Source organism: Wansuia hejianensis, from assembly GCF_014337215.1.
Taxonomy (GTDB): Bacteria; Bacillota; Clostridia; order Lachnospirales; family Lachnospiraceae; genus Scatomonas; species Scatomonas hejianensis.
On the sequence record NZ_CP060635.1, the window covers coordinates 656,743 to 680,978 of the forward strand.

Annotated in this window: 21 protein-coding genes; 20 read left to right on the forward strand and 1 reads right to left on the reverse strand. The window is 50.3% G+C overall.

Translation table 11 applies throughout. The annotated features are described in order from the left end of the window. Positions 1 to 46: 46 nt before the first annotated feature. The 4 genes from H9Q79_RS03090 to H9Q79_RS03105 are packed head-to-tail and all read left to right on the forward strand — an operon-like array spanning position 47 to position 4,392. Entirely contained in the window at positions 47 to 1,453 is a 1,407-nt protein-coding gene (locus tag H9Q79_RS03090; RefSeq protein ID WP_249329168.1) for a DUF512 domain-containing protein, read from the forward strand. Continuing rightward, positions 1,392 to 2,720: a ribosome biogenesis GTPase Der gene (gene der, locus H9Q79_RS03095; protein ID WP_249329169.1), complete on the forward strand. Its 1,329-nt coding sequence runs from the start codon at positions 1,392 to 1,394 to the stop codon at positions 2,718 to 2,720. Before H9Q79_RS03090 ends, der begins: the two co-directional genes overlap by 62 nt. Position 2,721: 1 nt before the next feature. Then, complete coding sequence (gene plsY / locus H9Q79_RS03100) at positions 2,722 to 3,378, forward strand: glycerol-3-phosphate 1-O-acyltransferase PlsY (RefSeq protein WP_249329170.1); 657 nt, start codon at positions 2,722 to 2,724, stop codon at positions 3,376 to 3,378. A 12-nt stretch (positions 3,379 to 3,390) separates the two neighbouring features. Next, positions 3,391 to 4,392 carry an NAD(P)H-dependent glycerol-3-phosphate dehydrogenase gene (locus tag H9Q79_RS03105; protein ID WP_249329171.1) on the forward strand — a complete coding sequence of 334 codons (1,002 nt, stop codon included), beginning with the start codon at positions 3,391 to 3,393 and terminating at the stop codon, positions 4,390 to 4,392. A 167-nt stretch (positions 4,393 to 4,559) separates the two neighbouring features. Here H9Q79_RS03105 and H9Q79_RS03110 read toward each other — a convergent pair whose 3' ends face one another. Beyond that, positions 4,560 to 5,399: an aldo/keto reductase gene (locus H9Q79_RS03110; RefSeq protein WP_249329172.1), complete on the reverse strand. Its 840-nt coding sequence runs from the start codon at positions 5,397 to 5,399 to the stop codon at positions 4,560 to 4,562. A 356-nt stretch (positions 5,400 to 5,755) separates the two neighbouring features. On the opposite strand from H9Q79_RS03110, the gene H9Q79_RS03115 reads away from it, so the two are divergent. The 16 genes from H9Q79_RS03115 to spoIVA all read left to right on the forward strand — a co-directional run bounded on the left by H9Q79_RS03115 (position 5,756) and on the right by spoIVA (position 24,234). Then, on the forward strand, positions 5,756 to 6,118 hold the full coding sequence (locus H9Q79_RS03115; protein WP_118647891.1) for a DUF8180 domain-containing protein: 363 nt from the start codon (positions 5,756 to 5,758) through the stop codon (positions 6,116 to 6,118). A 3-nt stretch (positions 6,119 to 6,121) separates the two neighbouring features. Then, positions 6,122 to 6,304: a CooT family nickel-binding protein gene (locus H9Q79_RS03120; protein ID WP_118647889.1), complete on the forward strand. Its 183-nt coding sequence runs from the start codon at positions 6,122 to 6,124 to the stop codon at positions 6,302 to 6,304. 77 nt (positions 6,305 to 6,381) lie between these two features. Further along, positions 6,382 to 7,287, forward strand: a complete 906-nt coding sequence (locus H9Q79_RS03125; RefSeq protein WP_330596907.1) for a methylenetetrahydrofolate reductase — start codon at positions 6,382 to 6,384, stop codon at positions 7,285 to 7,287. Between the two features lie 54 nt (positions 7,288 to 7,341). After that, the gene (locus tag H9Q79_RS03130) at positions 7,342 to 8,115 is read left to right on the forward strand and encodes an ATP-binding protein (RefSeq protein WP_249329173.1); all 774 of its coding nucleotides are present in this window, start codon (positions 7,342 to 7,344) and stop codon (positions 8,113 to 8,115) included. Between the two features lie 165 nt (positions 8,116 to 8,280). Next, complete coding sequence (gene cooS / locus H9Q79_RS03135) at positions 8,281 to 10,173, forward strand: anaerobic carbon-monoxide dehydrogenase catalytic subunit (protein ID WP_118647887.1); 1,893 nt, start codon at positions 8,281 to 8,283, stop codon at positions 10,171 to 10,173. A gap of 62 nt (positions 10,174 to 10,235) precedes the next feature. Further along, positions 10,236 to 11,006 carry an ATP-binding protein gene (locus tag H9Q79_RS03140; protein WP_118647885.1) on the forward strand — a complete coding sequence of 257 codons (771 nt, stop codon included), beginning with the start codon at positions 10,236 to 10,238 and terminating at the stop codon, positions 11,004 to 11,006. Positions 11,007 to 11,021: 15 nt separating this feature from the next. Then, entirely contained in the window at positions 11,022 to 13,145 is a 2,124-nt protein-coding gene (gene acsB, locus H9Q79_RS03145; protein WP_118647883.1) for an acetyl-CoA decarbonylase/synthase complex subunit alpha/beta, read from the forward strand. 170 nt (positions 13,146 to 13,315) lie between these two features. After that, a complete protein-coding gene (gene acsD, locus H9Q79_RS03150) occupies positions 13,316 to 14,257 on the forward strand; it encodes an acetyl-CoA decarbonylase/synthase complex subunit delta (protein WP_118647881.1) in 942 nt (313 codons plus the stop codon). Positions 14,258 to 14,281: 24 nt separating this feature from the next. Next, positions 14,282 to 15,640: an acetyl-CoA decarbonylase/synthase complex subunit gamma gene (gene acsC, locus H9Q79_RS03155; RefSeq protein WP_249329174.1), complete on the forward strand. Its 1,359-nt coding sequence runs from the start codon at positions 14,282 to 14,284 to the stop codon at positions 15,638 to 15,640. Between the two features lie 23 nt (positions 15,641 to 15,663). Further along, complete coding sequence (acsE, locus tag H9Q79_RS03160) at positions 15,664 to 16,449, forward strand: carbon monoxide dehydrogenase/acetyl-CoA synthase methytransferase subunit (protein WP_118647879.1); 786 nt, start codon at positions 15,664 to 15,666, stop codon at positions 16,447 to 16,449. Positions 16,450 to 16,661: 212 nt separating this feature from the next. After that, complete coding sequence (gene acsV / locus H9Q79_RS03165; RefSeq protein ID WP_249329175.1) at positions 16,662 to 18,590, forward strand: corrinoid activation/regeneration protein AcsV; 1,929 nt, start codon at positions 16,662 to 16,664, stop codon at positions 18,588 to 18,590. Positions 18,591 to 18,609: 19 nt separating this feature from the next. Continuing rightward, entirely contained in the window at positions 18,610 to 19,257 is a 648-nt protein-coding gene (locus H9Q79_RS03170) for a DUF3786 domain-containing protein (protein ID WP_249329176.1), read from the forward strand. Positions 19,258 to 19,377: 120 nt separating this feature from the next. Further along, positions 19,378 to 21,066 (forward strand): formate--tetrahydrofolate ligase, encoded by a 1,689-nt coding sequence (locus H9Q79_RS03175; protein WP_249329177.1) that lies wholly within the window; start codon positions 19,378 to 19,380, stop codon positions 21,064 to 21,066. A 68-nt stretch (positions 21,067 to 21,134) separates the two neighbouring features. Continuing rightward, positions 21,135 to 21,764 (forward strand): cyclodeaminase/cyclohydrolase family protein, encoded by a 630-nt coding sequence (locus tag H9Q79_RS03180; RefSeq protein WP_249329178.1) that lies wholly within the window; start codon positions 21,135 to 21,137, stop codon positions 21,762 to 21,764. Positions 21,765 to 21,774: 10 nt separating this feature from the next. Continuing rightward, complete coding sequence (locus H9Q79_RS03185) at positions 21,775 to 22,629, forward strand: bifunctional 5,10-methylenetetrahydrofolate dehydrogenase/5,10-methenyltetrahydrofolate cyclohydrolase (protein WP_249329179.1); 855 nt, start codon at positions 21,775 to 21,777, stop codon at positions 22,627 to 22,629. 135 nt (positions 22,630 to 22,764) lie between these two features. After that, entirely contained in the window at positions 22,765 to 24,234 is a 1,470-nt protein-coding gene (gene spoIVA, locus H9Q79_RS03190; RefSeq protein WP_249329180.1) for a stage IV sporulation protein A, read from the forward strand. Positions 24,235 to 24,236 lie beyond the last annotated feature (2 nt).

A 24,236-nucleotide genomic window follows, 5' to 3' on the forward strand; every position in this document is an offset into this window, starting at 1 on the left:
TTGATAGTCAAGTTGATATGATAGTATGGATGAAACGGAGGGCAGTATGAGAGAGAACAAGCATATCATCCGGGAGGTTCTGCCGGACAGCATTGCTGAGGAAATGCAGATGGAACCGGGGGATGAGATCGTCCAGGTCAACGGAGAAACGATCGAAGATATTTTTGATTATCAGTATCTGATACAGGATGATTACATTGAAGTGCTGCTGAAAAAAGTATCCGGTGAAGAGTGGCTTCTGGAGATCGAGAAGGATGAGGAAGAAGACCTGGGTGTGGTATTTGAGAACAGTCTGATGGATGAATACCGTTCCTGCCGGAATCACTGCATCTTTTGCTTTATTGATCAGATGCCGCCTGGCATGCGGGAGACCCTCTATTTTAAAGATGACGATTCCAGATTATCTTTTCTTCAGGGAAATTATGTGACGCTGACGAATATGAGCGATCACGACATCGACCGGGTGATCCGGTACCATCTTTCCCCAATAAATATCTCTTTTCAGACTACAAATCCGGAACTGCGGTGCAGAATGCTGAATAACCGCTTTGCAGGTGACTTTTCCCGCAAGGTCCGGCGGCTTTGCGACGCCGGAATTGAGATGAACGGCCAGATCGTGCTCTGCCGGGGAATCAATGACGGCAGAGAGCTGGAGAGAAGCCTGCAGGATCTGGCGGGATATTATCCGGAGCTTAAGAGTGTTTCAGTGGTGCCGGTAGGACTGACGAGATTCCGTGACGGGCTGCATCCTCTGGAGCCATTTGACCGGCAGGCCGCGGAAGAGGTTCTGGCGGTGATCCACCGGTGGCAGGAGAAAATGTGGGAAGAACACGGGATCCATTTTGTGCATGCCTCTGATGAGTGGTATCTGCTGGCGGAACAGCCCCTGCCGGAAGAAGAACGGTATGATGGTTATCTGCAGCTGGAGAACGGAGTGGGTATGCTGAGGCTTTTGGAAGAGGAGGTAAGGGCGGAACTGGAAAAGCGTGCCGGGGACGAGAAAGAGCGCAGCGTCACCATAGCGACTGGCAGGCTTGCGGGCCCTCACATCCGCAGGCTGACAGAAGAGCTTCAAAAGAGATATCCGCGTCTGACAGCGCGTGTTTATGAAATACGGAATGATTTTTTTGGAGAACAGATCACGGTATCCGGCCTGATCACCGGGCAGGATCTGATGAGGCAGCTGAAGGGGCGTGAGCTGGGCGAACGATTGCTGCTGCCCTGCAATATGCTGAGAGACGGAGAAAATGTATTTCTGGATGATGTAAAAGTTGAGGAGCTGGAGCGGGAGCTGGGCATACAGATCCAGGTCGTGGATACCGGGGGATGGGATTTTTGTGAAGCCGTATTGGAAGAAAACGCGGTGATGACGCATAGAAGGAGACAGATGTATGAGCAAACCGATTGTAGCAATTGTCGGCCGGCCGAATGTGGGGAAATCCACGCTATTTAACGCGCTGGCAGGAGAAAATATTTCAATAGTTAAAGATACGCCGGGCGTTACCAGAGACAGGATTTATGCGGACGTGACCTGGCTGAATCACAGTTTTACGATCATTGATACGGGCGGGATTGAGCCTGAGAGCAGCGATGTGATTCTGAGCCAGATGAGAGAACAGGCGCTGATCGCCATGGATACCGCGGATGTGATCATCTTTTTGACAGATGTGCGCCAGGGGCTGGTTGATTCTGACGCCAAGGTGGCGGATATGCTGAGACGGAGCAGCAAGCCGGTAGTTCTTGCGGTGAATAAGGTGGACCATTTTGAACGCCAGATGATGGATGTCTATGAATTCTACAATCTGGGTATCGGCGAACCGGTCCCGATTTCAGCGGAGGGCAAGCAGGGTCTCGGAGATCTGCTGGATCAGGTGGCCGCTCATTTTGAAGACAGCCGCTCGGCAGAAGAAGGCGACGAAATCCCGAAGGTGGCCATCGTCGGAAAGCCAAATGTGGGTAAGTCTTCTATTATTAATAAACTGCTGGGGCAGAACCGGGTGATCGTATCAGATGTGGCAGGAACCACGAGAGACGCCATTGATACGACGGTCCGGTGGAATGGGAAAGACTATGTGTTTATTGATACAGCCGGCCTGCGGCGGAAGAGCAAAGTCCGGGAAGAGCTGGAGCGGTACAGCATCATACGGACGGTGACCGCCGTCGAGAGGGCGGATGTGGTGATCGTGGTCATCGACGCTGTCGAGGGGATTACAGAGCAGGACGCAAAGATTGCGGGGATTGCCCATGACCGGGGCAAGGGAATCATCGTGGCCATCAATAAATGGGATGCCATCGAGAAGAATGACAAAACGGTCAACGAATTTTCCGGAAAAGTGCGAAGTATCCTTTCCTTTATGCCCTATGCGGAAATATTGTTCGTATCTGCGGTGACCGGACAGAGGCTGCCTAAGCTGTTTGACACTATAGACATGGTGCTGGAAAATCAGACTCTGCGGGTTGCCACCGGAGTCTTGAATGAGATCCTGACAGAGGCGGTCGCGCTGCAGCAGCCCCCGTCAGACAAAGGGAAACGTCTTAAGATTTACTATATGACAGAGGTGGCTGTGAAGCCTCCGACCTTTGTAGTATTCGTGAACGATAAAAAGCTGATGCATTTTTCGTATCTGCGCTATTTGGAAAACCGTATCCGGGAGTCCTTTGGGTTCCGGGGTACCGCATTAAAATTCATTGTGAGAGAGAGAAGAGAGAAGGAACAATGACATGGAACGAGTAATCTGCCTGTTAATAGGATATGTATTTGGTATGTTTCAGACTGCATACTTATATGGAAAAGCCAACGGAATAGATATACGGACTAAGGGCAGCGGCAACGCGGGTACGACCAACGCGCTCCGCACGCTGGGGCTGAAGGCAGGGCTTATCACATTTGCCTGTGATGCTCTGAAATGTCTGCTGGCCGTACTGGTGACCTGGCTGATTTTCCGGAATTCACATCCGGAGATCACGAAACTGCTGGGGATCTACACATCCGCCGGGGTGATCCTGGGGCATAATTATCCCTTCTATCTGAAGTTCAAGGGAGGAAAGGGAATAGCCGCTACGGCAGGCATGATTATCGCATTCCTGGACTGGCATCTGATCGTGATCGGGCTGATCTGCTTTTTCGGCCTGTTTCTGACGACTCATTACGTATCTCTGGGCTCGCTGGCGCTGTCGGCGGAATTTCTGATCGGCGTCCTGGTATCCGGCCAGATGGGCCTGTACCATATGGAACAGCCGGCATTGAATGAAATGTATTTCATCATCGTACTGCTGACGGTGATGACTTTCTTCAAACACAGGGGCAATATCGTGCGCCTGATCCGCGGGGAAGAGAGAAAAACATACTTGAGCAAAAAGCAAAAATCAGATCTGTAGGAGGATGACGCGATGGCGAATATCGGTGTAATAGGTTCAGGAAGCTGGGGGACGGCCCTGGCCTGGCTGCTGCACAATAACGGGCATAAAATTACTCTCTGGTCGTACCTGACCGAGGAAACAGAGATGTTCCGGCAGCATCATCAGAATGTAGATAAGCTGCCGGGAGTAGTTCTGGCGGATGATGTGGTTTTTACCTGCGATCTGGAAGAAAGCATCCGTGACAAAGAACTTCTGGTTCTCGCCGTGCCGTCACCGGCCGTGCGCAGCACCTCCAGAAATATGAAAGCCCATGTAAGACCGGGCCAGATTATCGTCGATGTGGCAAAGGGAATAGAAGAAGCCACCCTGATGACGATGACGGATATTATAGAAGAAGAAATACCGCAGGCAGAGGTTGCCGTACTGTCCGGCCCCAGCCACGCAGAAGAGGTTGGGAAGGGACTGCCGACGACAATCGTGGCGGGCGCCCACAGAAGAGAGACGGCGGAGCTGATCCAGAGCCTGTTCATGAATCCTGTATTCCGCGTCTATACGAGCCCTGACATGCTGGGAATAGAAATAGGGGCGGCGTTGAAAAACGTCATAGCCCTGGCAGCCGGTATCGCCGATGGGCTGGGCTATGGAGACAATACAAAAGCCGCTCTGATCACTCGGGGCATAGCAGAAATTTCCCGGTTGGGAACCGCCATGGGCGCCCACCCGAACACCTTCTTCGGCCTGTCCGGAATCGGAGACCTGGTGGTCACCTGTGCCAGCGTCCACAGCCGGAACCGTAAAGCAGGTTATCTGATGGGGAAGGGGTATTCGATGACCGCGGCTATGGAAGAAGTCCATATGGTGGTAGAAGGCGTATATTCCGCCAGGGCCGGGCTGAAGCTGTCTGAGAAATACCAGATTGAAATGCCAATCATCAAAGTAGTAAATCAGGTGCTGTTTGAGGAGAAACCTGCGGATGTAGCAGTGAACGAACTCATGCAGAGAATGAAAAAAGACGAGCTGGGAGCCTGGTAAATTAAGGTTTTAAGGCGAGATGATTGTGGATACCCGCTGCTTTTCTGGCTGTTCCAGACGGTACAATGGCTCTCGCAAGAGGGGGGACCCCGATGATATCAGACGGTAGATATAGGAATTCAATAAAGAAAGACTGGCGCCGCCAGTCTTTCTTCTAAACATAAGGCTTACTTGCTCCAGTCTATGCCGGCCAGATCCTCTGGTATGCCGGCTGTTCTTAACTGTTCGTCCATTGTGGCGATCGTCTTCATCTCGGTATCGGTCAGTTCAAAATCCAGTATATCAATATTGCTTTGAATCCGTTCCGGATGAACAGATTTTGGAATAATAGAAAGTCCCTGCTGTACCAGCCAGCGGAGTCCGATCTGTGTCGGGGTCTTTCCGTATTTGGCGCCGATGACAGCCAGCATCTCGCGGTCAGCGTAAGCCCCCCTCGCCAGAGGGGCATAAGCCTGGACTGCAATGCCGCGGGAACGGCAGTATTGGATCAGCGGTTCCCTGTTCCAGAGGGGATGACATTCGATCTGGTTGACAGCGGGAATTACTCCGGAAATCTGGAAGAGCTGTTCCAGGTGAGGGATTTCAAAATTGCTCACACCTATGGAACGGGCCCTTCCGGATTCGTGGATGCGTTCCAGTTCCTTCCAGGTTGAGGGATAACAGCCCGGTACGGGCCAGTGGATCAGATACAGATCCACATAATCCAGCTTCAAGCGGTCCAGGCTCCGCTCAAAGGCGCGGGCTACGTCTCCGAGCCGCTGGGCGTTATTCCAGACCTTTGTGGTGATGAACAGCTCATTCCGCGGGATTCCGCAGGAAGAGAGCGCGCTGCCCATGTATTCTTCGTTCTTATATGCGGATGCCGTGTCAAAAAGACGGTAACCGGCGGCGATAGCAGCTGTTACTGCCTGTTTCATCTGTGTGTCGCCGGATGTTTTATATACGCCAAGCCCGATCTGGGGCAACTCATATCCGTTGTTCAAGGTAATGGAAGGTATTTCTGACATTTGATAAACCTCCTGAATAATATTGGTTGCATTTAGATTTTAGTTTATCATATAATTTTAAACAAATTAGGGTTAAATTTGTTAAGAATTTAATACAGGAGGATGAAAGAAACACCCATATGACAGGGATTTTGTTAACGGCTTAACAAATAAATGGCAGGATGACAGAAGCTAATTTTTTATTTGGCAAAATCCTAAATTATTGGTTTGGTATCCAAAAAAATACATGAATAGTGCACAGAACTTGATTGGCCTCTATTGATTTCATTAGGCAAATGGTTTATAATAACTATGATTGACAAAAGTATGTCATTTTATCTCAAAAGGACTTTTAGTCCTGGAAAAGGAGTGAAAATATGCATTTATTAAAAGATGAAAATGGTAATCCGATCCCGCATGGCGGCCATGATCATGAGCATTGCCACGAACATGCGCATGAGCACAGCCATGACGGCGGCTGCGCCCACGCCTCCGAGTGCGGAGGGTCCTGCAATACAGAAGAAAAATGCAAAAATGAGACCGTTGCCCTGCTGACTTACATGCAGCAGCACAACGAGCAGCATGCCGCCGAGCTGGATCAGATGGCTGATAACCTGGAGAAGATGGGAATGTCCGATGCGGCGAAGCAGATCAAAGACGGCGTGTCCGATTTCCAGAAGGGGAACATGCGGCTGAGTCTGGCGTTGACACTGGTGAAAGAGCATTTGAAGGAGGCGTAAAGGATGTGCCTGGCAACTGTTTATAAAGAAAGCGATAACACTGTAATCTGCAGGAACGTATCCCGTATCGATGTTGACGGAGACAGCGTTATCATCCGTGATATTATGGGAGAAGAAACCAGGGTTCAGGGAAAGATCCTGATGGTGGACCTGGCAAACAGCATTGTAAAGCTGGTTTGTGAATAAATGTGATTCTATCGGCAGTGCCTGCCGTAGGATAAATATTGATTTCAAAAGTCTATAAGAAAACGGAGGTAATCGCAGTGAAGAGATTAACAGAAATCATGTACGAAAGGACGGCACTCTCCTTTGAAGTCTTCCCACCAAAGACAGACAAGGGAATGGCGAAGCTTCCAGATACTCTGGATCATCTGTATAAGTTTAATCCGGATTATATTTCCTGTACATATGGAGCAGGCGGAAGTAACGTGGGCAAGAATATGGATGTCTGCAAGCTGATCCTGAATGCGGAGAACGAGACCGTTCCAGTCACACATTTTACCTGCATCGGACATACCAGGGAGACGGTGAAAGAGCAGCTCCAGAATTATCTGGACAATGGGATTGACCATATGCTTGCACTGAGGGGTGACCTTCCCTATGGCTGGACAGGCACCAACGGGGATTTTGCTTATGCCACAGATCTGGTTGCCTATGTCAGGAAAGAATTTGGCGATAAGTTTGAAATCGCCGTTGCAGGTTCTCCGGAGGGACATATCGAATGCCGCAGCCTGGAAGCTGATATTGCACATTTGAAGCAGGATGAGGGTGCCGATTACATCATGACACAGCTGACGTTCGATATGGAGCAGTTCAAATACTGGCTGGATGCAATCCGTATGGCCGGTATTACCATGCCGGTAGACGTGGGCGTGATGCCGGTTGTAGGAAAAGACGCAGTGATTAATATGTGCCTTTCCAGGAACGGCTGTGCAATTCCGAGAGAGCTTGCCGAAGTGATCTCTCATCACTGGTTTGACAAAGATCCGGACGGAAATGACCTTCCGGAGGTAAAAGCGGCGTTCCGTGAAGAAGGGATTGAATACACTGTGGATCAGCTTCACGAATACATGTCCCTGGGCGTTGAAGGCATACATCTGTATGCGCTGAATAAATGGGAAGATGTTACGGAGATACTGAACAGGGCAGGAATCCGTACGGTTGTTTAATCAGCGTCTTGCAACGGCAGGACGCTTACAAGAATTTGTTAGGAGGTGTTGCCGATGGCGCACGTAATAGCTGTCGCTGGCAAGGGCGGCGTAGGAAAGACTACCTTAACCGGACTTTTGATTCAATATTTGTGTGAGAGTGGTAAGGGTCCGATACTTGCAGTAGATGCGGATGCGAATTCAAATTTAAACGAGGTGCTTGGCGTAGAGGTCGAAAGCACACTGGGTGATGTCCGTGAGGAAATCGCCCATGCGGAGATGTCAGCTAATAATCCGATTCCTCCGGGAATGAGCAAGGCGGATTATGCTGAGTTTAAGTTTGGCAATGCATTAGTAGAAGAGGATCAGTTTGATCTGCTGGTTATGGGAAGAACTCAGGGCAAAGGCTGTTACTGCTTTGTTAACGGGCTTCTGCAGGCGGAACTTCAGAAACTTCAGAACAGTTACCCGTACATTGTGGTGGACAATGAAGCCGGGATGGAACATATCAGCAGGGGAATCCTGCCGGGTATGGATACAGCCATACTGGTGAGTGACTGCTCCAGAAGAGGCGTTCAGGCGGCCGGCCGGATTGCGGAACTGATCAAGGAGTGCGAGATGCATCCGAAAAATGTGGGTTTGATTATAAACCGTGCGCCGGGTGGGAAGTTAAATGAAGGTACCATGGAAGAGATTGAAAAAGAGGGCCTGAATCTTGTGGGAGTTGTCCCGCATGATGATATGGTCTATCAGTATGACTGCGACGGGAAGCCGACAGTGCAGCTGCCGGCGGATTCGCCGGTGAGAGCAGCGCTGAAGGGAATTGTAGAAAAGTTAGGCTTGAACTGAAAATTGATTGTAACAAAAATGTATAGAGAAACTTAGAGTAGAGATGGGTGCTTTTGATGTTTTTTATCCCCTCCTCCGGGAGGGGTAAAAATAAAAACATTTTAACCCGTGGGGGAGGATACCTGCGGAGGAAAAGAGGTAATTAAATTTTAAGGAGGAATATTGATGAGTGAATTCAAACTGACGACAGTCGAAGAGATGGAAGCGGCTACCGAACGACTGCTGGAGACAGGCGCCAAGGTAGGAGCGGATGCATGGCAGTTCAGGGTTAAGAATCAGACCCCGCACTGTAAGTTCGGCGAGCAGGGTATCTGCTGCCGGATCTGTTCGATGGGACCGTGCCGGATTACCCCAAAAGCACCGAGAGGAATCTGTGGATGCGATGCACACGGCATCGTAGCAAGAAATTATCTGAAGTTTACCGCCGGCGGTTCAGCAACACATTCAGATCATGGCCGTGAAATCTGCCATACTCTGTACTGCACAAGCCCGGATGGAAACTACAAGGTAAAAGATCCTGACAAACTGATCCGTATTGCTAAAGAATGGGGCGTTGAGACAGAAGGGAAAGACATCTACGATCTGGCTCATGAGATGGCTGTACTGGGACTGGAGGAATACGGCAAGGTATTCGGAACCCAGAGATTTTTAAAGAGAGCCCCTGAGCACACTCAGGAAATCTGGGAGAGAGAAGAGATCGCTCCCCGCGCGATCGACCGTGAGGTGTCCTGTTCTCTGCACATGACCCATATGGGATGTTCTTCCCTGCCGGAAGCGCTGATCAGACAGTCCCTTCGTTCCGGACTTTCTGATGGATGGGGCGGTTCCATGGCTGGTACGGAATTCTCCGATGTCCTGTTCGGAACTCCGAAACCGATAGACACGGAAGCCAACCTGGGCGTTATGGAAAAAGATAATGTAAACATCGTTGTTCATGGGCACGATCCGTCACTTTCTGAGATGATCTGCGAATATGCGGATGATCCGGAAATGATCGCATATGCCAAGAGCAAGGGAGCAAAAGGAATCACTGTATCCGGCGTCTGCTGTACATCCAACGAAGTGGCAATGCGCCGCGGTATTCCGATGGCAGGTAACTTCCTGCAGCAGGAAAACGTTGTGCTGACAGGTGCCTGTGAGGCGATTGTCGTAGACGTGCAGTGTATTTTCCCGGCACTTGGCCCCCTGAGCAAATGCTTCCATACAAAGTTTGTCACGACTTCTCCGATCGCACAGATGCCAGATTCTGAATTTATTCGTTTTAACGCTGAAACTGCAGGTGAGAACGCGAAAGCAATCGTTAAGATGGCAATTGATAACTTTGAAAATAGAAAACCGGAGCTCGTACATATCCCGGATATAAAGCAGAAAGCCACCGTTGGTTATTCTGTAGAAGCAATTGTCAAGGTCCTGGATGGAGTTACCAACTCTCAGGTTGACGAAACCGGTACCACGAAACCGCTGATCGAGTGTATTACATCCGGCGTCATCCGCGGCGCAGTAGCTATGGTAGGATGCAACAATCCGAAGATCAGGCCGGACACCGCTCATATCGAGCTGATGAAGAAGCTGATCGCTAATGATGTAATCATCATTGCGTCCGGGTGTTCTGCTCAGGCAGCGGCAAAGGCCGGTCTCATGGATAAGAGGGCGAAAGATCTCTGCGGCGCAGGCCTGAAGAGAGTCTGCGAGCTGGCAGACATCCCGCCTGTACTGCACATGGGTTCCTGCGTTGATATCAGCCGTATGCTGGTGCTGGCAGCAACACTGGCTAAGGATTCCGGACTGAACATTTCCCAGCTTCCGGTAGTGGGCTGTGCTCCTGAATGGATGTCTGAGAAAGCAGTATCCATCGGTAACTACGTAGTGGCTACCGGCCTTGATACCTTCCTCGGAGTAGATCCGTATGTATCCGGTTCCGATAAGGTTGCTGAGCTGCTGACAAGCGGAATCAGAGACTGGGTAGAAGCGGCCTATACCGTAGAAAAGGATATCGATAAGCTGGGCGATGCCATGATTGCCAGAATTGAAGAGAAGAGAGAAGCTATTGGAATCTGATGCGGGCAGCATGGCAGGTCGCGGACATCTGTATGAAGAAATAATTAGAGGGTGAATTTACTATGAAAATTGCGATTACTGGAAAAGGCGGAGTGGGCAAAACCACTTTCGCCGCAACCCTTGCGAGGCTGTATGCGGAAGAGGGCAAGCATGTGCTGGCGGCGGACGTGGATCCGGATGCGAATCTGGGACTGGCTCTGGGTTTTTCAGAAGAAGAGCTGGAAGAAATCGTACCGATTACGAAGATGCGCAAGCTTGTGGAAGAACGAACGGGCGCCAGTGCTGATAACCAGTTTTATAAAATCAATCCCAAGGTGGATGACATTCCGGATGCTTATTCCAGAGTCTGTAACGGAGTGAAGCTCCTGGTTCTGGGGACAGTGGATACAGCGGGAAGCGGCTGTGTCTGCCCGGAGCATGTGATGCTGAAAAGGATTATCAACCATCTGGTTATGCGAAGCGATGACGTTGTGATTCTGGATATGGAGGCCGGGCTGGAGCACCTGGGTCGGGGAACTACAGAGGGAATGGACCAATTTGTAGTTGTCATCGAACCGGGAGCCAGAAGCATTCAGACCTATAAGAATGTGAAACGGCTGGCTGCAGGCCTGGGCGTTAAGCAAGTCCGGGTTGTCGCCAACAAGGTCAGGAATGAGGAGGATGAAGAATTTATCCGTACCCGCATCCCGGCGGAAGATTTACTAGGATTCATTCATTATAATACAGAAGTAATTGACGCGGACCGCCAGGGAAAATCACCCTATGATTTCAGCGAAACTGCAGTGAACGAAATCAAGAAGATTAAAGAAAAAATCGAGAATTCAGATATCTGATTGGAGGTATAAGAAGTGACATTATTTGACGTAGTATTTAGTGGAAATGATACCGTATACGGTCTGACCGAGGGAGCCATCAACGACGCCATCGCAAAACACGGCGCTGACAAGGCAGTTTCCTTCCCGAACACCGCGTACAGCCTGCCCTGCTACTATGGCGTGACAGGTACTAAGGTCGCAACCCTGGGGGAACTCAAAGAGGCTCTGGGCGTTGTAAAGACACTGATGACGAGAGAGAAACGCCTGAATGACGCGTTCATGTCCGGCGTGGCAACCGCACTCTGTGCAGAATTTATTGAGGCACTGAAATATGTTGATGGTGCAGAACCTTATGAGGCTCCCTGCTATGGGCATCTGGGTGACGCTGTAATCCGTGAGCTGGGTGTTCCGCTGGTAACCGGCGACATCCCGGGCGTAGCTGTTATCCTCGGAGCAGCGCCCACCGCACAGGAAGGCGTAGATCTGGTTAAGAGCTATCAGGCACAGGGTATTCTGGTAACGCTGGTTGGCGGAATCATTGACCAGTGCGAAGAGCTGGGCTACAAGACCGGAGCAAACGTACGTGTGATCCCGCTTGGAAAAGACGTGACCAGTGTTATCCACGTAGTATCTGTTGCAGTCAGAGCAGCTCTGATCTTCGGCAATATTCAGCCGGGCGACGCGGCTGGACTGATGAAGTACACCTTCGAGCGTGTTCCCGCATTTGTAAATGCGTTCGCTCCTCTGGATCCGGTAATCGTAGCTTGCGGAGCAGGTGCTATCGCTCTGGGATTCCCGGTTATCACCAACGAAGAGACTTTCCGCGTACCGAAGAGCCTGATTGTTCAGAAAGATGTATCCAAATTTAACGCAACCTCTCTGGAGGCCCGCGATATCAAGATTAAGATCACCAACATTGACATCCCGGTTGCTTTTGCGTCTGCTTTTGAAGGTGAGATCATCCGTAAGGGCGATATGCAGGTAGAGTTTGATGGTTCCCGTGTGGACTGCGTCGAGCTGGTTACGATGAAAGAAATGTCTGAAGTGGAAGATCACAAGATCGAGCTGATCGGTCCTGACCTGGATGAATTTGAAGTGGGAAGCAAGCACAGCATTGCTTACGTGGTAGAGGTAGCGGGCAAGAGCATGCAGGCTGACTTTGAGCCGGTATTCGAGCGTAAGTTCCACAGCTATCTGAACTGCATCGAAGGCGTGATGCATACCGGACAGCGTGATATGATCCGTATTCGTGTGAGCAAAGATGCATATGATGCAGGCTTCCGTGCAAAACATATCGGAGAAGTACTGTACGCACAGATTAAGAATGAGTTTGAAGCAGTTGTTGACAGATGTCAGGTTAAGATTTACACCAATCCGGAAGACTGCACCAAGGTACGTCATGAGATCGCAATCCCGATCTTTGACAAACGTGACGAGCGTCTGGCTTCCATGACAGACGAAGCTGTTCCGGTATATTATAGCTGTATCATGTGCCAGGCATTCTCTCCGAGCCACGTATGCGTGGTTACGCCGGAGCGTCTGGGACTGTGCGGAGCTGTTTCATGGTTTGATGCAAAGGCTACCCACGAGCTGCAGCCCAACGGACCGTGCCAGGTTGTGACCAAAGAGCGCGTGATCGACGAAAGAATCGGCGAGTACGAGGATGTCAATGAGATCGTTAAGAAGCTGTCCCAGGGTGCTCTGGAAGACGTATCCCTGTACTCCATCATGGAGAAGCCGATGACCTCCTGCGGATGCTTCGAGTGTATCTGCGGTATCGAACCGTTCTCCAATGGCGTATGTATTGCTAACCGTGAGTACGCAGGACAGACTCCTCTGGGAATGACCTTCCCTGAGCTGGCTTCCATGACAGGCGGCGGTGTGCAGACTCCTGGATTCATGGGACACGGCAAGCATTTCATCGCTTCCAAGAAGTTCATGAAGGCGGAAGGCGGCGTGGGCCGTATTGTATGGATGCCGAAGGATCTGAAAGAGCAGGTGAGAGATAACCTGAACAAGACAGCGAAAGAGCTGTACGGAATCGATGATTTCGTGGATATGATCGGTGATGAAACCATCGCAACAGATCCGGAAGAGCTGGTGGCATTCCTGACAGAGAAGGGCCACCCGGCACTGGGTATGGACCCGATGATGTAATTGTCAGAAGTTGATTGAAACAATCAGAAAGATCAAGACTGTTTCCGGCACTTCGGTGCCGGAAGGCAGTCTTGGTTTTGCATGCTGATTTAATTGAGAATTTCTTGACAATATTGCTGAAATGCTTTACATTAGTTTTGATAGAATATACAGTAAGGAGGCTTATTACAATGCCGTTTAATCGTAAACCACAGAAGTTTAACGCGTCCATCAAAGAAGTTGAAATCGGATGCGGTGACAAGGCAGTCAAAATCGGAGGGGCTAATGTATTTCCGTTCTATTCCTTTGACGGTACCGTTGGCAATGCACCCAAGGTCGGCGTGGAAATTTCCGATATGGGTTTGGAGCATGAGCCGGAAGGAGTAAAGGCTTATTATGCAGGTGCAACCACCATGGCAGAGATCGCTAAGAAGGCGGCTGAAATGCCAGGTGCCGATTTTGTCGTACTGCGTTTGGAAGGCGGAGATCCGAACGGGGCTAACAAATCAGTTGAAGAATTAGTAGCTGTTGCGAAAGAAGTAGCAGATGCAGTTGATGCCCCGCTTGTAGTTGAAGGCTGCAAGAATGTAGAAAAAGATGGAGAGCTGCTTCCGAAGGTAGCAGAGGCGCTTCAGGGAAAGAATGTTCTGTTAATGTCTGCAAAAGAAGAAAATTACAAGGCGATCGGTGCAGCAGCAGGTCTTGCGTACAACCAGAAGGTTGGTGCAGAGTCTGCCGTTGATATTAACCTTGCGAAACAGCTGAACGTAGTTATGACTCAGCTGGGCGTGTCTGCTGACAGCGTTGTGATGAACGTAGGTACTGCGACTGTTGGTTATGGTTACGATTATGTAATCTCTACCATGGACCGTGTGAGAGCGGCAGCTTTGTCTCAGGATGACAAGATGCTGCAGATGCCGATCATTACTCCTGTTGCATCTGAAACATGGGCTGTTAAAGAGTCTACTGCTTCAGAAGAGGATGCTCCGGGATGGGGACCCGTTGAAGAAAGAGGTGTCTCCATGGAAGTTCAGACCGCAGCAGCAGATCTGGTATCCGGATCTGATGCCGTTATTTTGAAACATCCTCAGTCCGTTGCAACAATTTCTAAAATGATTAAAGAATTAATGTAATGTGAGAACAGGAGGATAAAAACGATGGCATTAACAGGTATTCAGATTTTTAAAATGACACCTAAGAAAAACTGTAAGGAATGCGGAAGCCCTACATGTATGGCATTTTCTATGAAAGTTGCCCAGGGCGCGGTAGATATTTCCGCCTGCCCGTATATGTCCGAGGACGCTCTGGCTCAGCTGTCTGAGGCCACTGCACCGCCGATGAAGACGATCAAGATCGGAACCGGCGACAATGAGTACAGCCTTGGCGGAGAGACCGTCCTGTACAGACATGAAAAAACTTTTGTCAGCAAGACCAGATATGCAGCAGCGGTATGCAGCTGCATGGATGATGCAACAGTTGACGCGAAGCTGGCTGCTGTTTCAGCCGTAGATTATGAGCGTATCGGAGAGCGTATGTTTACAGAGCTTGTATATGTGAACTTCGCAAAAGACACCGATGCTTCCAAATATGTGGAAATCGTTAAGAAAGCAGCTGCAACCGGAAGAACTCTGGTCCTGGGATGTAAATGCCCGGAAACTGCAAAAGCAGCTCTGGAAGTATGCAAAGACGGAAAACCGGTCCTGAACGGAGCGGATGCTTCCAACTATGAAGAGATGAGTAAGATCGCTGCAGAGGCGGGTGTTGTGCTGGGTGTTTCCGGCGCCAGCCTGGACGAGCTGTACGATACTGTAGCGGCTTTGGAGAAACTGGGCAACAAGAACCTGGTTCTGGATGTGACCATGGGAACCGTGAAGGATACCTTTGAAGCGGCAGTAGCCGTGCGCCGTGCTGCGATCAAAGACGGAGACAGAACCTTTGGATATCCGTCAATTGTTAACCTGGTGCCTCTGGCTGATGGTGACAAGGCTATGGAAGAAGCTCTTGCAGCTGCCTTCACAATGAAATATGGTTCAATTGTTGTGGTAAGCGAGATGGATTATGCGATGGCTCTGCCGCTGTATGGACTGAGACAGAACCTGTTTACCGACCCGCAGAAGCCGATGAAGGTTGCGCCTGGCATCTATCCGCTGAACGGAGCAGATGAGAACTCTATCTGCCTGACTACGGTAGACTTCGCGCTGACATACTTCCTGGTGTCCGGCGAGCTGGAACGTTCCGGTGTTCCCTGTAACCTGCTGATCTCCGACGCAGGCGGACTTTCTGTCCTGACCGCATGGGCTGCCGGCAAACTGTCCTCTACTTCTGTAGCGAAATTCATCGCAGAGCAGGTAGAAGACAAGATCAAATCCAGAAAGCTGATCATACCTGGTAAGGTGGCTGTTCTCAAAGGCGATATTGAGGCGAAGCTTCCGGGCTGGGAAGTAATCGTAGCTCCGCTGGAAGCGGTACAGCTTGTAAAATTCCTGAAAGATATGCAGGCTAACGGCCAGTTATAAATTTAAATTAAAGGAGATTAAAAATGGCTAAATTTGTAGTAATTGGTGAAAGAATTTCTGTAACTGCACCCTCCATTAACCGCGCTTTTACTGAAAAAGATCCGGAACCGATTCTGACCAGAGCAAGGCAGCAGCTGGAAGCGGGCGCTACCTATCTGGATGTTAATATTGGACCGGCCGAGAACAACGGCGAGGAGATTATGAAATGGGCAGTTGAACTGCTGCAGGGAGAGTTTGACAACGTTCCGCTGGCTCTGGACACTGCCAACAAGAAGGCGATTGAAGCTGGTATCGCTGTTTACAACAGAGCGAAGGGCAAACCTATCGTTAACTCGGCAGACGCTTCCGGACGTATTGAATATGTAGACCTGGCTGCGGCAAATGATGCTATTGTTATCGCACTTTGCAATGGCGAAGGTATTGCAAAGGATAATGACGAGCGTATGGCTTATCTGACCACTCTGCTTGAGAGAGGCTTGGAGCATGGCATGGAGGATCAGGATATCTGGTTTGATCCGCTGTTTGTAGTAGTTAAGGGCATGCAGGACAAGCAGATGCAGGTTCTTGAGTTTATTAAGATGATTTCCGACATGGGATTAAATTCTACCGGCGGTCTGTCCAATAACTCTAACGGAGCTCCCAAGACACTTCGTCCGATCATGGATTCAGCTCTTGTCGCCATGTGTATGATGCAGGGACTTACTTCAGCCATTGTTAACCCCAATGATTTAAGGCTGATGGAGACCATTAAGACATGTGACGTATTCAAGAGTAACACGCTGTATGCGGATTCTTATCTGGAACTGTAATTAGCGCAATTCGTTCTGTTACATAGTGAAAGCCTGTCCAATATCAAATGGTGTTGGGCAGGCTTTTTGTATATAATTTTATCCAATTATTTGTGCAGGTTGTTCTGGATTATCATTGAAAATTACCAGTAGTTATGCTAATATAATATTGTTATATATGTAACAATTGGAAAATGGAACCAGCCGATTAAGTAAAAGAGAGGTTTGAAACGATGTACAGAGTGACATTTCAGTTTGAGAACAGCGATGCAGTAGAAGCATTTGCGCAGGCAGGAGAGAATTTGCTGGAGGTGGCCCGAAAGAGCAATGTAGCCATTGATGCTCCGTGTTCAGGCAATGCATCCTGTGGAAAATGCCGGGTCAAACTCATAAGCGGAGAGTTGGATTCCAAGAAGACACGTCATATTACAGAAGAGGAGTACGCGCTGGGATGGCGCCTGGCCTGCTGCAGCACCGTTGCGGGTGAAGTGACTGTGGAAGTGCCAGATATCGCTTCAGCGTATCGGAGCAGGATGAAAGTTGCAGATTTAAGCTCCGGAGACGAAATTAAGATTTTTGAAAAGGCAAAGCAGCAGGTAGAGGATGCTGGAATTGTGTTGAAGAACAGCATGTCTGTTATCGAATTGGAAATGAACGAGCCTACGCTGGACGATACGATGCCGGATAATGAGCGTTTCAGCCGTGCTATGGAAAAGCTGACAGGGGTTGGCAGGGTACGCGTACCCTATTCGGTGATCCGGAAACTGGCGAGGGTTTTGCGTGACAATCAATTTCATATAAAGTGTGTGGTGAGGAAGACCTCACAGGATGTATTCGTCTATGATGTGATGTCTCATGAGGAAGAAGTCGTGATCGGGGGACTGGCGGTAGATATCGGGACAACCACTGTATCTGCAATCCTTCTGGATATGACAACGGGAGAGATTTTAGCGAAGGCTTCTTCCGGTAACGGACAGATCCGTTATGGGGCGGATGTCATCAATCGCATCATCGAATCGCAGAAGCCGGGAGGCGGAAGGCGTCTGCAGAAAGCGGTGATCGATGAGACAATTAATCCGCTGATTGCGCAGATGTGCCAGAAGAGCCATTTTAACAGGGAACGTATTTTCAGGATGGCGGTGGCGGCGAATACGACGATGAACCATCTTTTGATGGGAGTGGATGCAGATCCGATCCGGAAAGAACCGTATATCCCGACGTTTTATAAAACAAATGCACTGTTTGCTTCAGATATCGGAATTGATATCCATCCGGATGCCCACATTATCGTGGCCCCTAATATTGGAAGCTATGTGGGCGGGGATATTACGGCAGGAGCATTTATCAGCATGATTTGGAATCAGCCCACCATGTCCCTGTTCATTGATTTAGGGACGAATGGAGAGCTGGTGTTTGGCAATTCGGATTTTCTTATGAGCTGCGCCTGTTCAGCAGGTCCGGCTTTTGAAGGCGGAGATATAAGCTGCGGCATGCGGGCAACGGATGGAGCCATCGAAGCATGTACCATAGATAAGGATACCATGGAGCCTCATTTATCCGTTATCGGCAATGAAGGCACAAAGCCAATCGGTATGTGTGGATCCGGAATCATTGATGTGATCAGTGAATTGTTCATTAACGGGATCATCAATGCCAAGGGCAAGTTCGTCCGTGAGGGCGAGCGGATTAAACATGATAAATATGGGATGGGCAGTTATGTCCTGGTCTATGAAAAAGATGCGGACAGTGTGAAGGATATTGAGATCACTGAGGTGGATATCGATAACTTTATCCGCGCTAAGGGAGCTATTTTCTCGGCAATACGGACGATGCTGAATTCCCTGGATTTCACAGTGGATATGATTGATGACGTTTATGTGGCCGGGGGCATCGGAAGTGGCATAAATATGCGGAATGCGGTAAATATCGGCATGTTCCCGGATATTCCAATAGAAAAATTCCATTATATCGGGAACTCCTCTCTGACGGGCGCCTATACGATGATCCTGTCCACCCAGGCAGAGCGGAAGACATACGAGGTAGCTCAGAACATGACATATCTGGAGCTTTCAACCGTGCCTACTTACATGGATGAATTCGTGGCATCCTGCTTCCTGCCCCATACGGACAGTGATATTTTCCCGTCGGTAGTGCTGCGATAGAGAATAGGAGTACAGTAAAATGGATTTTCCTTATGAAAAAGACAGTAAAGAACGGCTTCCCTATGAGCATTATATAAAGATTTATCAGTCAATGAAGCCGGAAGACATGGCCAGCCGGGCAAATATCCCTTATGATGCAGAAAAGCGGCTGTTCACAATCAGGCTTATGGGAGTCACCTATCAGGTGTCGTGGCCGGAATATGAGGCCCGTCATCTGGACCGGGAGGATATTGGATATTACCCATTGGAGGACGCGGCGAACGCCAGAATTCTGGTTCTGCGTTATTTGACAGAGGGGGCGGCCGCCCCTGCGACGGGGAAATTTCTGACTTATCGGGAGATTCCCTGGGGCGAGGTTTATTTTAAGCAGTTTCAGGGCAGGTGTATTTTCCGGCTTGCCTTTGGATTCGGGAATAAACTGGAAAAGTTTAAAGAGATTATGGATAATATCGGTGCGGCACCCATTTCCAATGGAGACGCGGGATATGAGTTTGAATTTCTGAATGATCTGTATCTGAGATTCCTTTTATGGGAAGGGGATGAAGAATTTCCGCCCTCTGCTCAGATCCTGTTCTCGGATAATTTTCCTCTGGCGTTTGTTCAGGGGGAGGATATGGCGGTGGTCGGTGATGTGTCAATCGGCGTACTGAAGGCCATGAGTAAATGAGCGTATAGTTCTTAATTGTGTATAGGTTAGAAAATGCTTGCTTAATGTGTAAATACCCGGATGGAATTAGAGTAGCCATCTGGTATTTGATAAATTTTTTCTAGTAGAAGGAGGCAGTATATGGGTTACAAATCAGACATCGAAATTGCACAGGAGTGTACGATGGAGCCGATCGTCAAGATCGCGGAAAAGGCAGGTATCGATGAGAAATACCTGGAACAGTACGGAAGGTACAAAGCAAAAATTGATTACAACTTATTAAAAGAATCAGACGCTCCGGACGGCAAGCTGGTTCTCGTCACCGCCATCAACCCCACGCCCGCAGGCGAGGGCAAGACCACTACAACGGTCGGCCTGGCAGACGCCCTTCAGCGGATCGGGAAACATGTGGTGGTGGCTCTCAGAGAGCCCTCCCTCGGACCCGTCTTTGGCGTAAAGGGCGGCGCTGCCGGCGGCGGCTATGCCCAGGTAGTCCCCATGGAGGACATCAACCTGCATTTTACCGGTGATTTCCACGCCATCGGCGCTGCCAACAACCTGCTGGCGGCCATGATCGACAACCATATCTTCCAGGGCAACGAGCTGAACATCGATCCCCGGAAGATCACCTGGAGAAGATGTGTGGACATGAACGACCGCCAGCTCCGGAATGTGATTGACGGGCTGGGCGGCCGCACCAACGGGACTCCCAGGGAAGACGGCTATGATATCACCGTTGCGTCTGAGATCATGGCGGTACTCTGCCTGGCCAACGACATCACGGACCTGAAGGCGAGGCTGGCGCGTCTGGTGATCGGTTACACCTACGGCAAGCCCTCCGAGCAGCAGCCGGTTACGGCAGGCGACCTGCATGCGGAAGGAGCGATGTGCGCCCTTCTGAAGGACGCCCTGAAGCCGAACCTGGTGCAGACCCTGGAGCATGTTCCGGCAGTGGTGCACGGCGGCCCCTTCGCCAACATCGCCCACGGCTGCAATTCTGTCACGGCGACCAGGATGGCGATGAAGCTGGGGGATTACTGCATCACAGAGGCCGGCTTCGGCGCGGATCTGGGCGCGGAGAAGTTCCTGGACATCAAGTGCCGGATGGCGGGCCTGAAGCCCAATGCGGTGGTGATCGTGGCAACTGTCCGCGCGCTGAAATACAACGGAGGCGTGGCAAAGGCAGACCTGAACAATGAGAACCTGGAAGCGCTGGAGAAGGGCCTCCCGAACCTGCTGAAGCACGTGAGCAACATCCGGAACGTGTACCATCTGCCCTGCGTGGTGGCGGTCAATGCATTTCCGACGGATACGAAGGCAGAGCTGGACCTGGTGGAGAGCAAGTGCCGGGAGCTGGGCGTGAACGTAGCGCTGTCGGAGGTATGGGCCAAGGGAAGCGAAGGCGGCGTGAAGCTGGCGGAAGAAGTCGTGCGCCTGTGTGACGAGGACAATTCCGGCTTCAGCTTCTCCTATGGACTGGAGGGGAGCATCGAAGACAAGCTGAACCAGATTGTACAGAAGGTATACGGAGGGAAGTGCGCGGTGCTGACAGCCAACGCGAAGAAGCAGGCGGCCCAGCTGGAAGCCCTGGGCTACGGCAGCTGCCCGATCTGTGTGGCCAAAACCCAGTACAGCCTGACAGACGACGAGAAGAAGCTGGGAGCGCCCACAGACTTCGAGGTGACGGTGCGAAACCTGAAGATATCAGCGGGAGCAGGGTTCATTGTAGCGCTGACAGGAGATATCATGACCATGCCGGGGCTGCCCAAGAGGCCGGCTGCCGAGCGGATCGACGTGGATGAGAACGGTAAGATTTCAGGCCTGTTCTGATAAGACGGAAATACCTGGAGAACTGAGGACGCAGGAGCCGTCCTCTCAGAAAAGGAGAGAAAGTGATTATGGGATATTCGACTTTGAAATGCACGGAATTTGTCGAGGTGCTGGCATCTAAAGCACCGGTTCCCGGCGGCGGCGGCGCGTCAGCCCTGGTAGGGGCGATCGGTACGGCTCTCTGCAATATGGTAGGAAGTCTGACTGTAGGAAAGAAAAAGTATGCAGCGGTGGAGGCAGAGATTTCCGGGCTTATGGAAAAGGCCACAGAGCTGCAGAACGCGCTGCTGGAGTTGATTGAGAAGGATGCAGAAGTTTTTGAGCCTCTGTCCAGAGCGTACGGGCTGCCGAAGGAAACCGAAGAAGAAAGGGCAGAAAAGGCGCGGGTGATGGAAGGATGCCTGAGGGACGCCTGCAGCGTTCCCATGGATATCATGAGACGATGCTGTGAAGTCATCGACTTGATCGGCGTGTTTGCGGAAAAAGGTTCCGTACTTGCGGTGAGCGATGCGGGAGTGGCGGCTGCATGCTGTAAGGGGGCCTTAAAAGGCGCCAGCCTGAACGTGTATATCAATACAAAATCCATGAAGAACCGTGAATACGCGGAGGAACTGAACAAAGAGTGTGACGGAATGCTGGCAAAATACGGGCCTATGGCAGATGAGATATTTGACAGCGTCCTGGCGAAGCTCAGATAGGAGACGGAAAATGGCAAGACGATTACTGGGAAAAGAAGTAACAGCCGCCCTGAATGAAAAAATCAAAGAAAATGTGGCGGCTTTGAAAGCGAAGGGCATCAGCCCGACACTGGGAATTGTGCGCGTTGGAGAGAGGGAAGACGACCTCTCCTATGAGAGGGGAGCCACCAAGCGCTGCGAGACTCTGGGAGTTGCCTGCGAGAAGTATCTGCTTCCGGCAGATGTCACCCAGGAAAAGCTGGTGGAGGTGATCCACCAGGTCAATCAGGATGATAAGATCCATGGGGTGCTGATTTTCCGTCCCCTGCCGAAACATCTGGACGAGGCGGCCGTGATTCAGGCCCTGGCTCCGGAGAAGGACGTGGATGGCATTACCGACGGCTCCATGGTGGGCGTGTTCGCCGGGACCAAGCAGGGATTTCCGCCATGCACACCACAGGCGTGCATGGAGATACTGGATCACTATGGCATTGACTGCACAGGCAAGAAGGCAGTTGTAGTCGGAAGAAGCCTGGTGGTGGGCAAGCCCGCGGCCATGATGCTCCTGAAAAAAAATGCCACGGTAACGGTTTGCCATACGAGGACCGTGGATATGCCTTCGGTGGTGAAGGAAGCAGATATCGTAATCGTAGCCGCCGGCAGGGCTGGCGTTGTGGATGACAGGTATGTCTCTTCGGGCCAGACGGTCATTGATGTGGGAATTAATGTCAACGAAGAGGGAAAGCTCTGTGGTGATGTCGCATATGATAAAGTGGAGCCAGTGGTAAAGGCGATCACACCTGTGCCTGGCGGCGTGGGCAGCGTGACCACATCTGTTCTGGTGGGCCATGTGGTAGAAGCGGCAATGCGGAAATATTCAATTTGAGTCAGAAGGAATAAAGCACACAGGTGTCTGGAGCAGATTTACTGTTTTCAGACACCTGTTTTTGCGTTTGTACACATATGAAGGGAGGTTTTCACATATAGTATAACAGTATATTGGAAAGGACAGGGACAGATTATGGATGCATTTGCTGTTTACAAGGATATACAGGCCAGGACGAAGGGCCAGTTCCTGATTGGAGTAGTGGGACCGGTCCGGACAGGAAAGTCCACCTTTATCCGCCGCTTTCTGGAGGTGCTGGCACTTCCTGCTATGGAGGACAATGCGAAAGCAGAGGTCAGGGACCAGCTTCCCTTGAGTGGTTCCGGCACGCTGATTACAACGGTGGAACCTAAATTTATACCGAAGGAAGCTGTGAAGCTCAGTCTGGGAGAGGACATCCCGATTCATCTGCGGTTGATTGACTGTGTTGGTTTTCTGGTGCCGGACGCAACGGGAAATATGGAAAATGAAAAAGAACGCATGGTAAAAACCCCTTGGTTTGAGGAAGCGATCCCCTTTCATCAGGCGGCGGAGATAGGCACCAGAAAGGTGATCTCAGAGCATTCAACACTGGGGCTTGTTGTGACGACAGACGGCTCTTTTGGAGAAATTCCCAGAAATAATTTTCTGGATGCTGAGGCCAAAACGGTTGCTGAATTGAAAAAACAGGGAAAGCCCTTCCTGATTCTAGTCAATTCTCAGAAACCCTATAAGGATGAAACCCAGAAGCTGACGAAGGAGCTGTCCGAGAAATACGGGGCTTCTGCTCTGGCTGTTAACTGTGACCAGCTTCGGGCAGATGATATCGTTAAAATCCTGGAATGCATGCTCTATGAATTTCCGATCCGCCAGATCGAATTTTACATACCAAAATGGGTGGAGCTATTACCTCAGAGCGATCCTCTGAAGAGCGATCTGCTCACGAAGGTGCGTGAACTGACGGCAGGATTGAAATATATCCGGGACATCCGCAGAGACGCCATCCGGCTGGAAAGCGAGTATGTGAAGTTAACCACAGTCATGCAGGTCGATCTGGCCAGCGGGGAAGTCCGCATACAGGTTGAAATGAAAGAAAAATATTATTATCATATGGTCAGCGAAATGACCGGGGTTCCGATTCAGGGAGAATATGACCTGATGCATGCGCTGAAGGAACTCTCTTCCATGAAAGATGAGTATGCGAAAGTGCAGAATGCCATGGAGTCCGTCAGAGGCTGCGGCTATGGAGTGGTAATTCCAGAAAAGGATGAGATCACTCTGGATGAACCGGTCGTAATCCGCCAGGGCAATAAATTTGGGGTTAAAATCAAGTCAACCAGTCCTTCCATTCACATGATTAAGGCTAACATTGAGACTGAAATAGCGCCCATAGTGGGAAGTGAAAAGCAGGCGGAAGACCTGATTGCCTATATTCGGGAAAGTGCCAGACAGGATGAAGGCGTCTGGAAAACCAATATTTTTGGAAAATCGGTGGAGCAGCTGGTAGAAGACGGAATCCGAACAAAAATCGCACAGATCACAGAAGACAGCCAGGTAAAACTTCAGGAATCCATGCAGAAAATTGTTAACGACAGCAGGGGTGGCATGGTTTGCATTATTATCTGACC

Coding starts and splice junctions, on each gene's coding strand:
- H9Q79_RS03090 (WP_249329168.1), top strand. CDS start 47: ATGAGAGAGAACAAGCATATCATCCGGGAGGTTCTGCCGGACAGCATT.
- acsE (WP_118647879.1), top strand. CDS start 15,664: ATGGCTAAATTTGTAGTAATTGGTGAAAGAATTTCTGTAACTGCACCC.
- H9Q79_RS03130 (WP_249329173.1), top strand. CDS start 7,342: ATGGCGCACGTAATAGCTGTCGCTGGCAAGGGCGGCGTAGGAAAGACT.
- acsV (WP_249329175.1), top strand. CDS start 16,662: ATGTACAGAGTGACATTTCAGTTTGAGAACAGCGATGCAGTAGAAGCA.
- spoIVA (WP_249329180.1), top strand. CDS start 22,765: ATGGATGCATTTGCTGTTTACAAGGATATACAGGCCAGGACGAAGGGC.
- acsC (WP_249329174.1), top strand. CDS start 14,282: ATGGCATTAACAGGTATTCAGATTTTTAAAATGACACCTAAGAAAAAC.
- acsD (WP_118647881.1), top strand. CDS start 13,316: ATGCCGTTTAATCGTAAACCACAGAAGTTTAACGCGTCCATCAAAGAA.
- H9Q79_RS03185 (WP_249329179.1), top strand. CDS start 21,775: ATGGCAAGACGATTACTGGGAAAAGAAGTAACAGCCGCCCTGAATGAA.
- cooS (WP_118647887.1), top strand. CDS start 8,281: ATGAGTGAATTCAAACTGACGACAGTCGAAGAGATGGAAGCGGCTACC.
- H9Q79_RS03170 (WP_249329176.1), top strand. CDS start 18,610: ATGGATTTTCCTTATGAAAAAGACAGTAAAGAACGGCTTCCCTATGAG.
- H9Q79_RS03110 (WP_249329172.1), bottom strand. CDS start 5,399: ATGTCAGAAATACCTTCCATTACCTTGAACAACGGATATGAGTTGCCC.
- H9Q79_RS03140 (WP_118647885.1), top strand. CDS start 10,236: ATGAAAATTGCGATTACTGGAAAAGGCGGAGTGGGCAAAACCACTTTC.
- H9Q79_RS03105 (WP_249329171.1), top strand. CDS start 3,391: ATGGCGAATATCGGTGTAATAGGTTCAGGAAGCTGGGGGACGGCCCTG.
- H9Q79_RS03175 (WP_249329177.1), top strand. CDS start 19,378: ATGGGTTACAAATCAGACATCGAAATTGCACAGGAGTGTACGATGGAG.
- der (WP_249329169.1), top strand. CDS start 1,392: ATGAGCAAACCGATTGTAGCAATTGTCGGCCGGCCGAATGTGGGGAAA.
- plsY (WP_249329170.1), top strand. CDS start 2,722: ATGGAACGAGTAATCTGCCTGTTAATAGGATATGTATTTGGTATGTTT.
- H9Q79_RS03115 (WP_118647891.1), top strand. CDS start 5,756: ATGCATTTATTAAAAGATGAAAATGGTAATCCGATCCCGCATGGCGGC.
- H9Q79_RS03180 (WP_249329178.1), top strand. CDS start 21,135: ATGGGATATTCGACTTTGAAATGCACGGAATTTGTCGAGGTGCTGGCA.
- H9Q79_RS03120 (WP_118647889.1), top strand. CDS start 6,122: ATGTGCCTGGCAACTGTTTATAAAGAAAGCGATAACACTGTAATCTGC.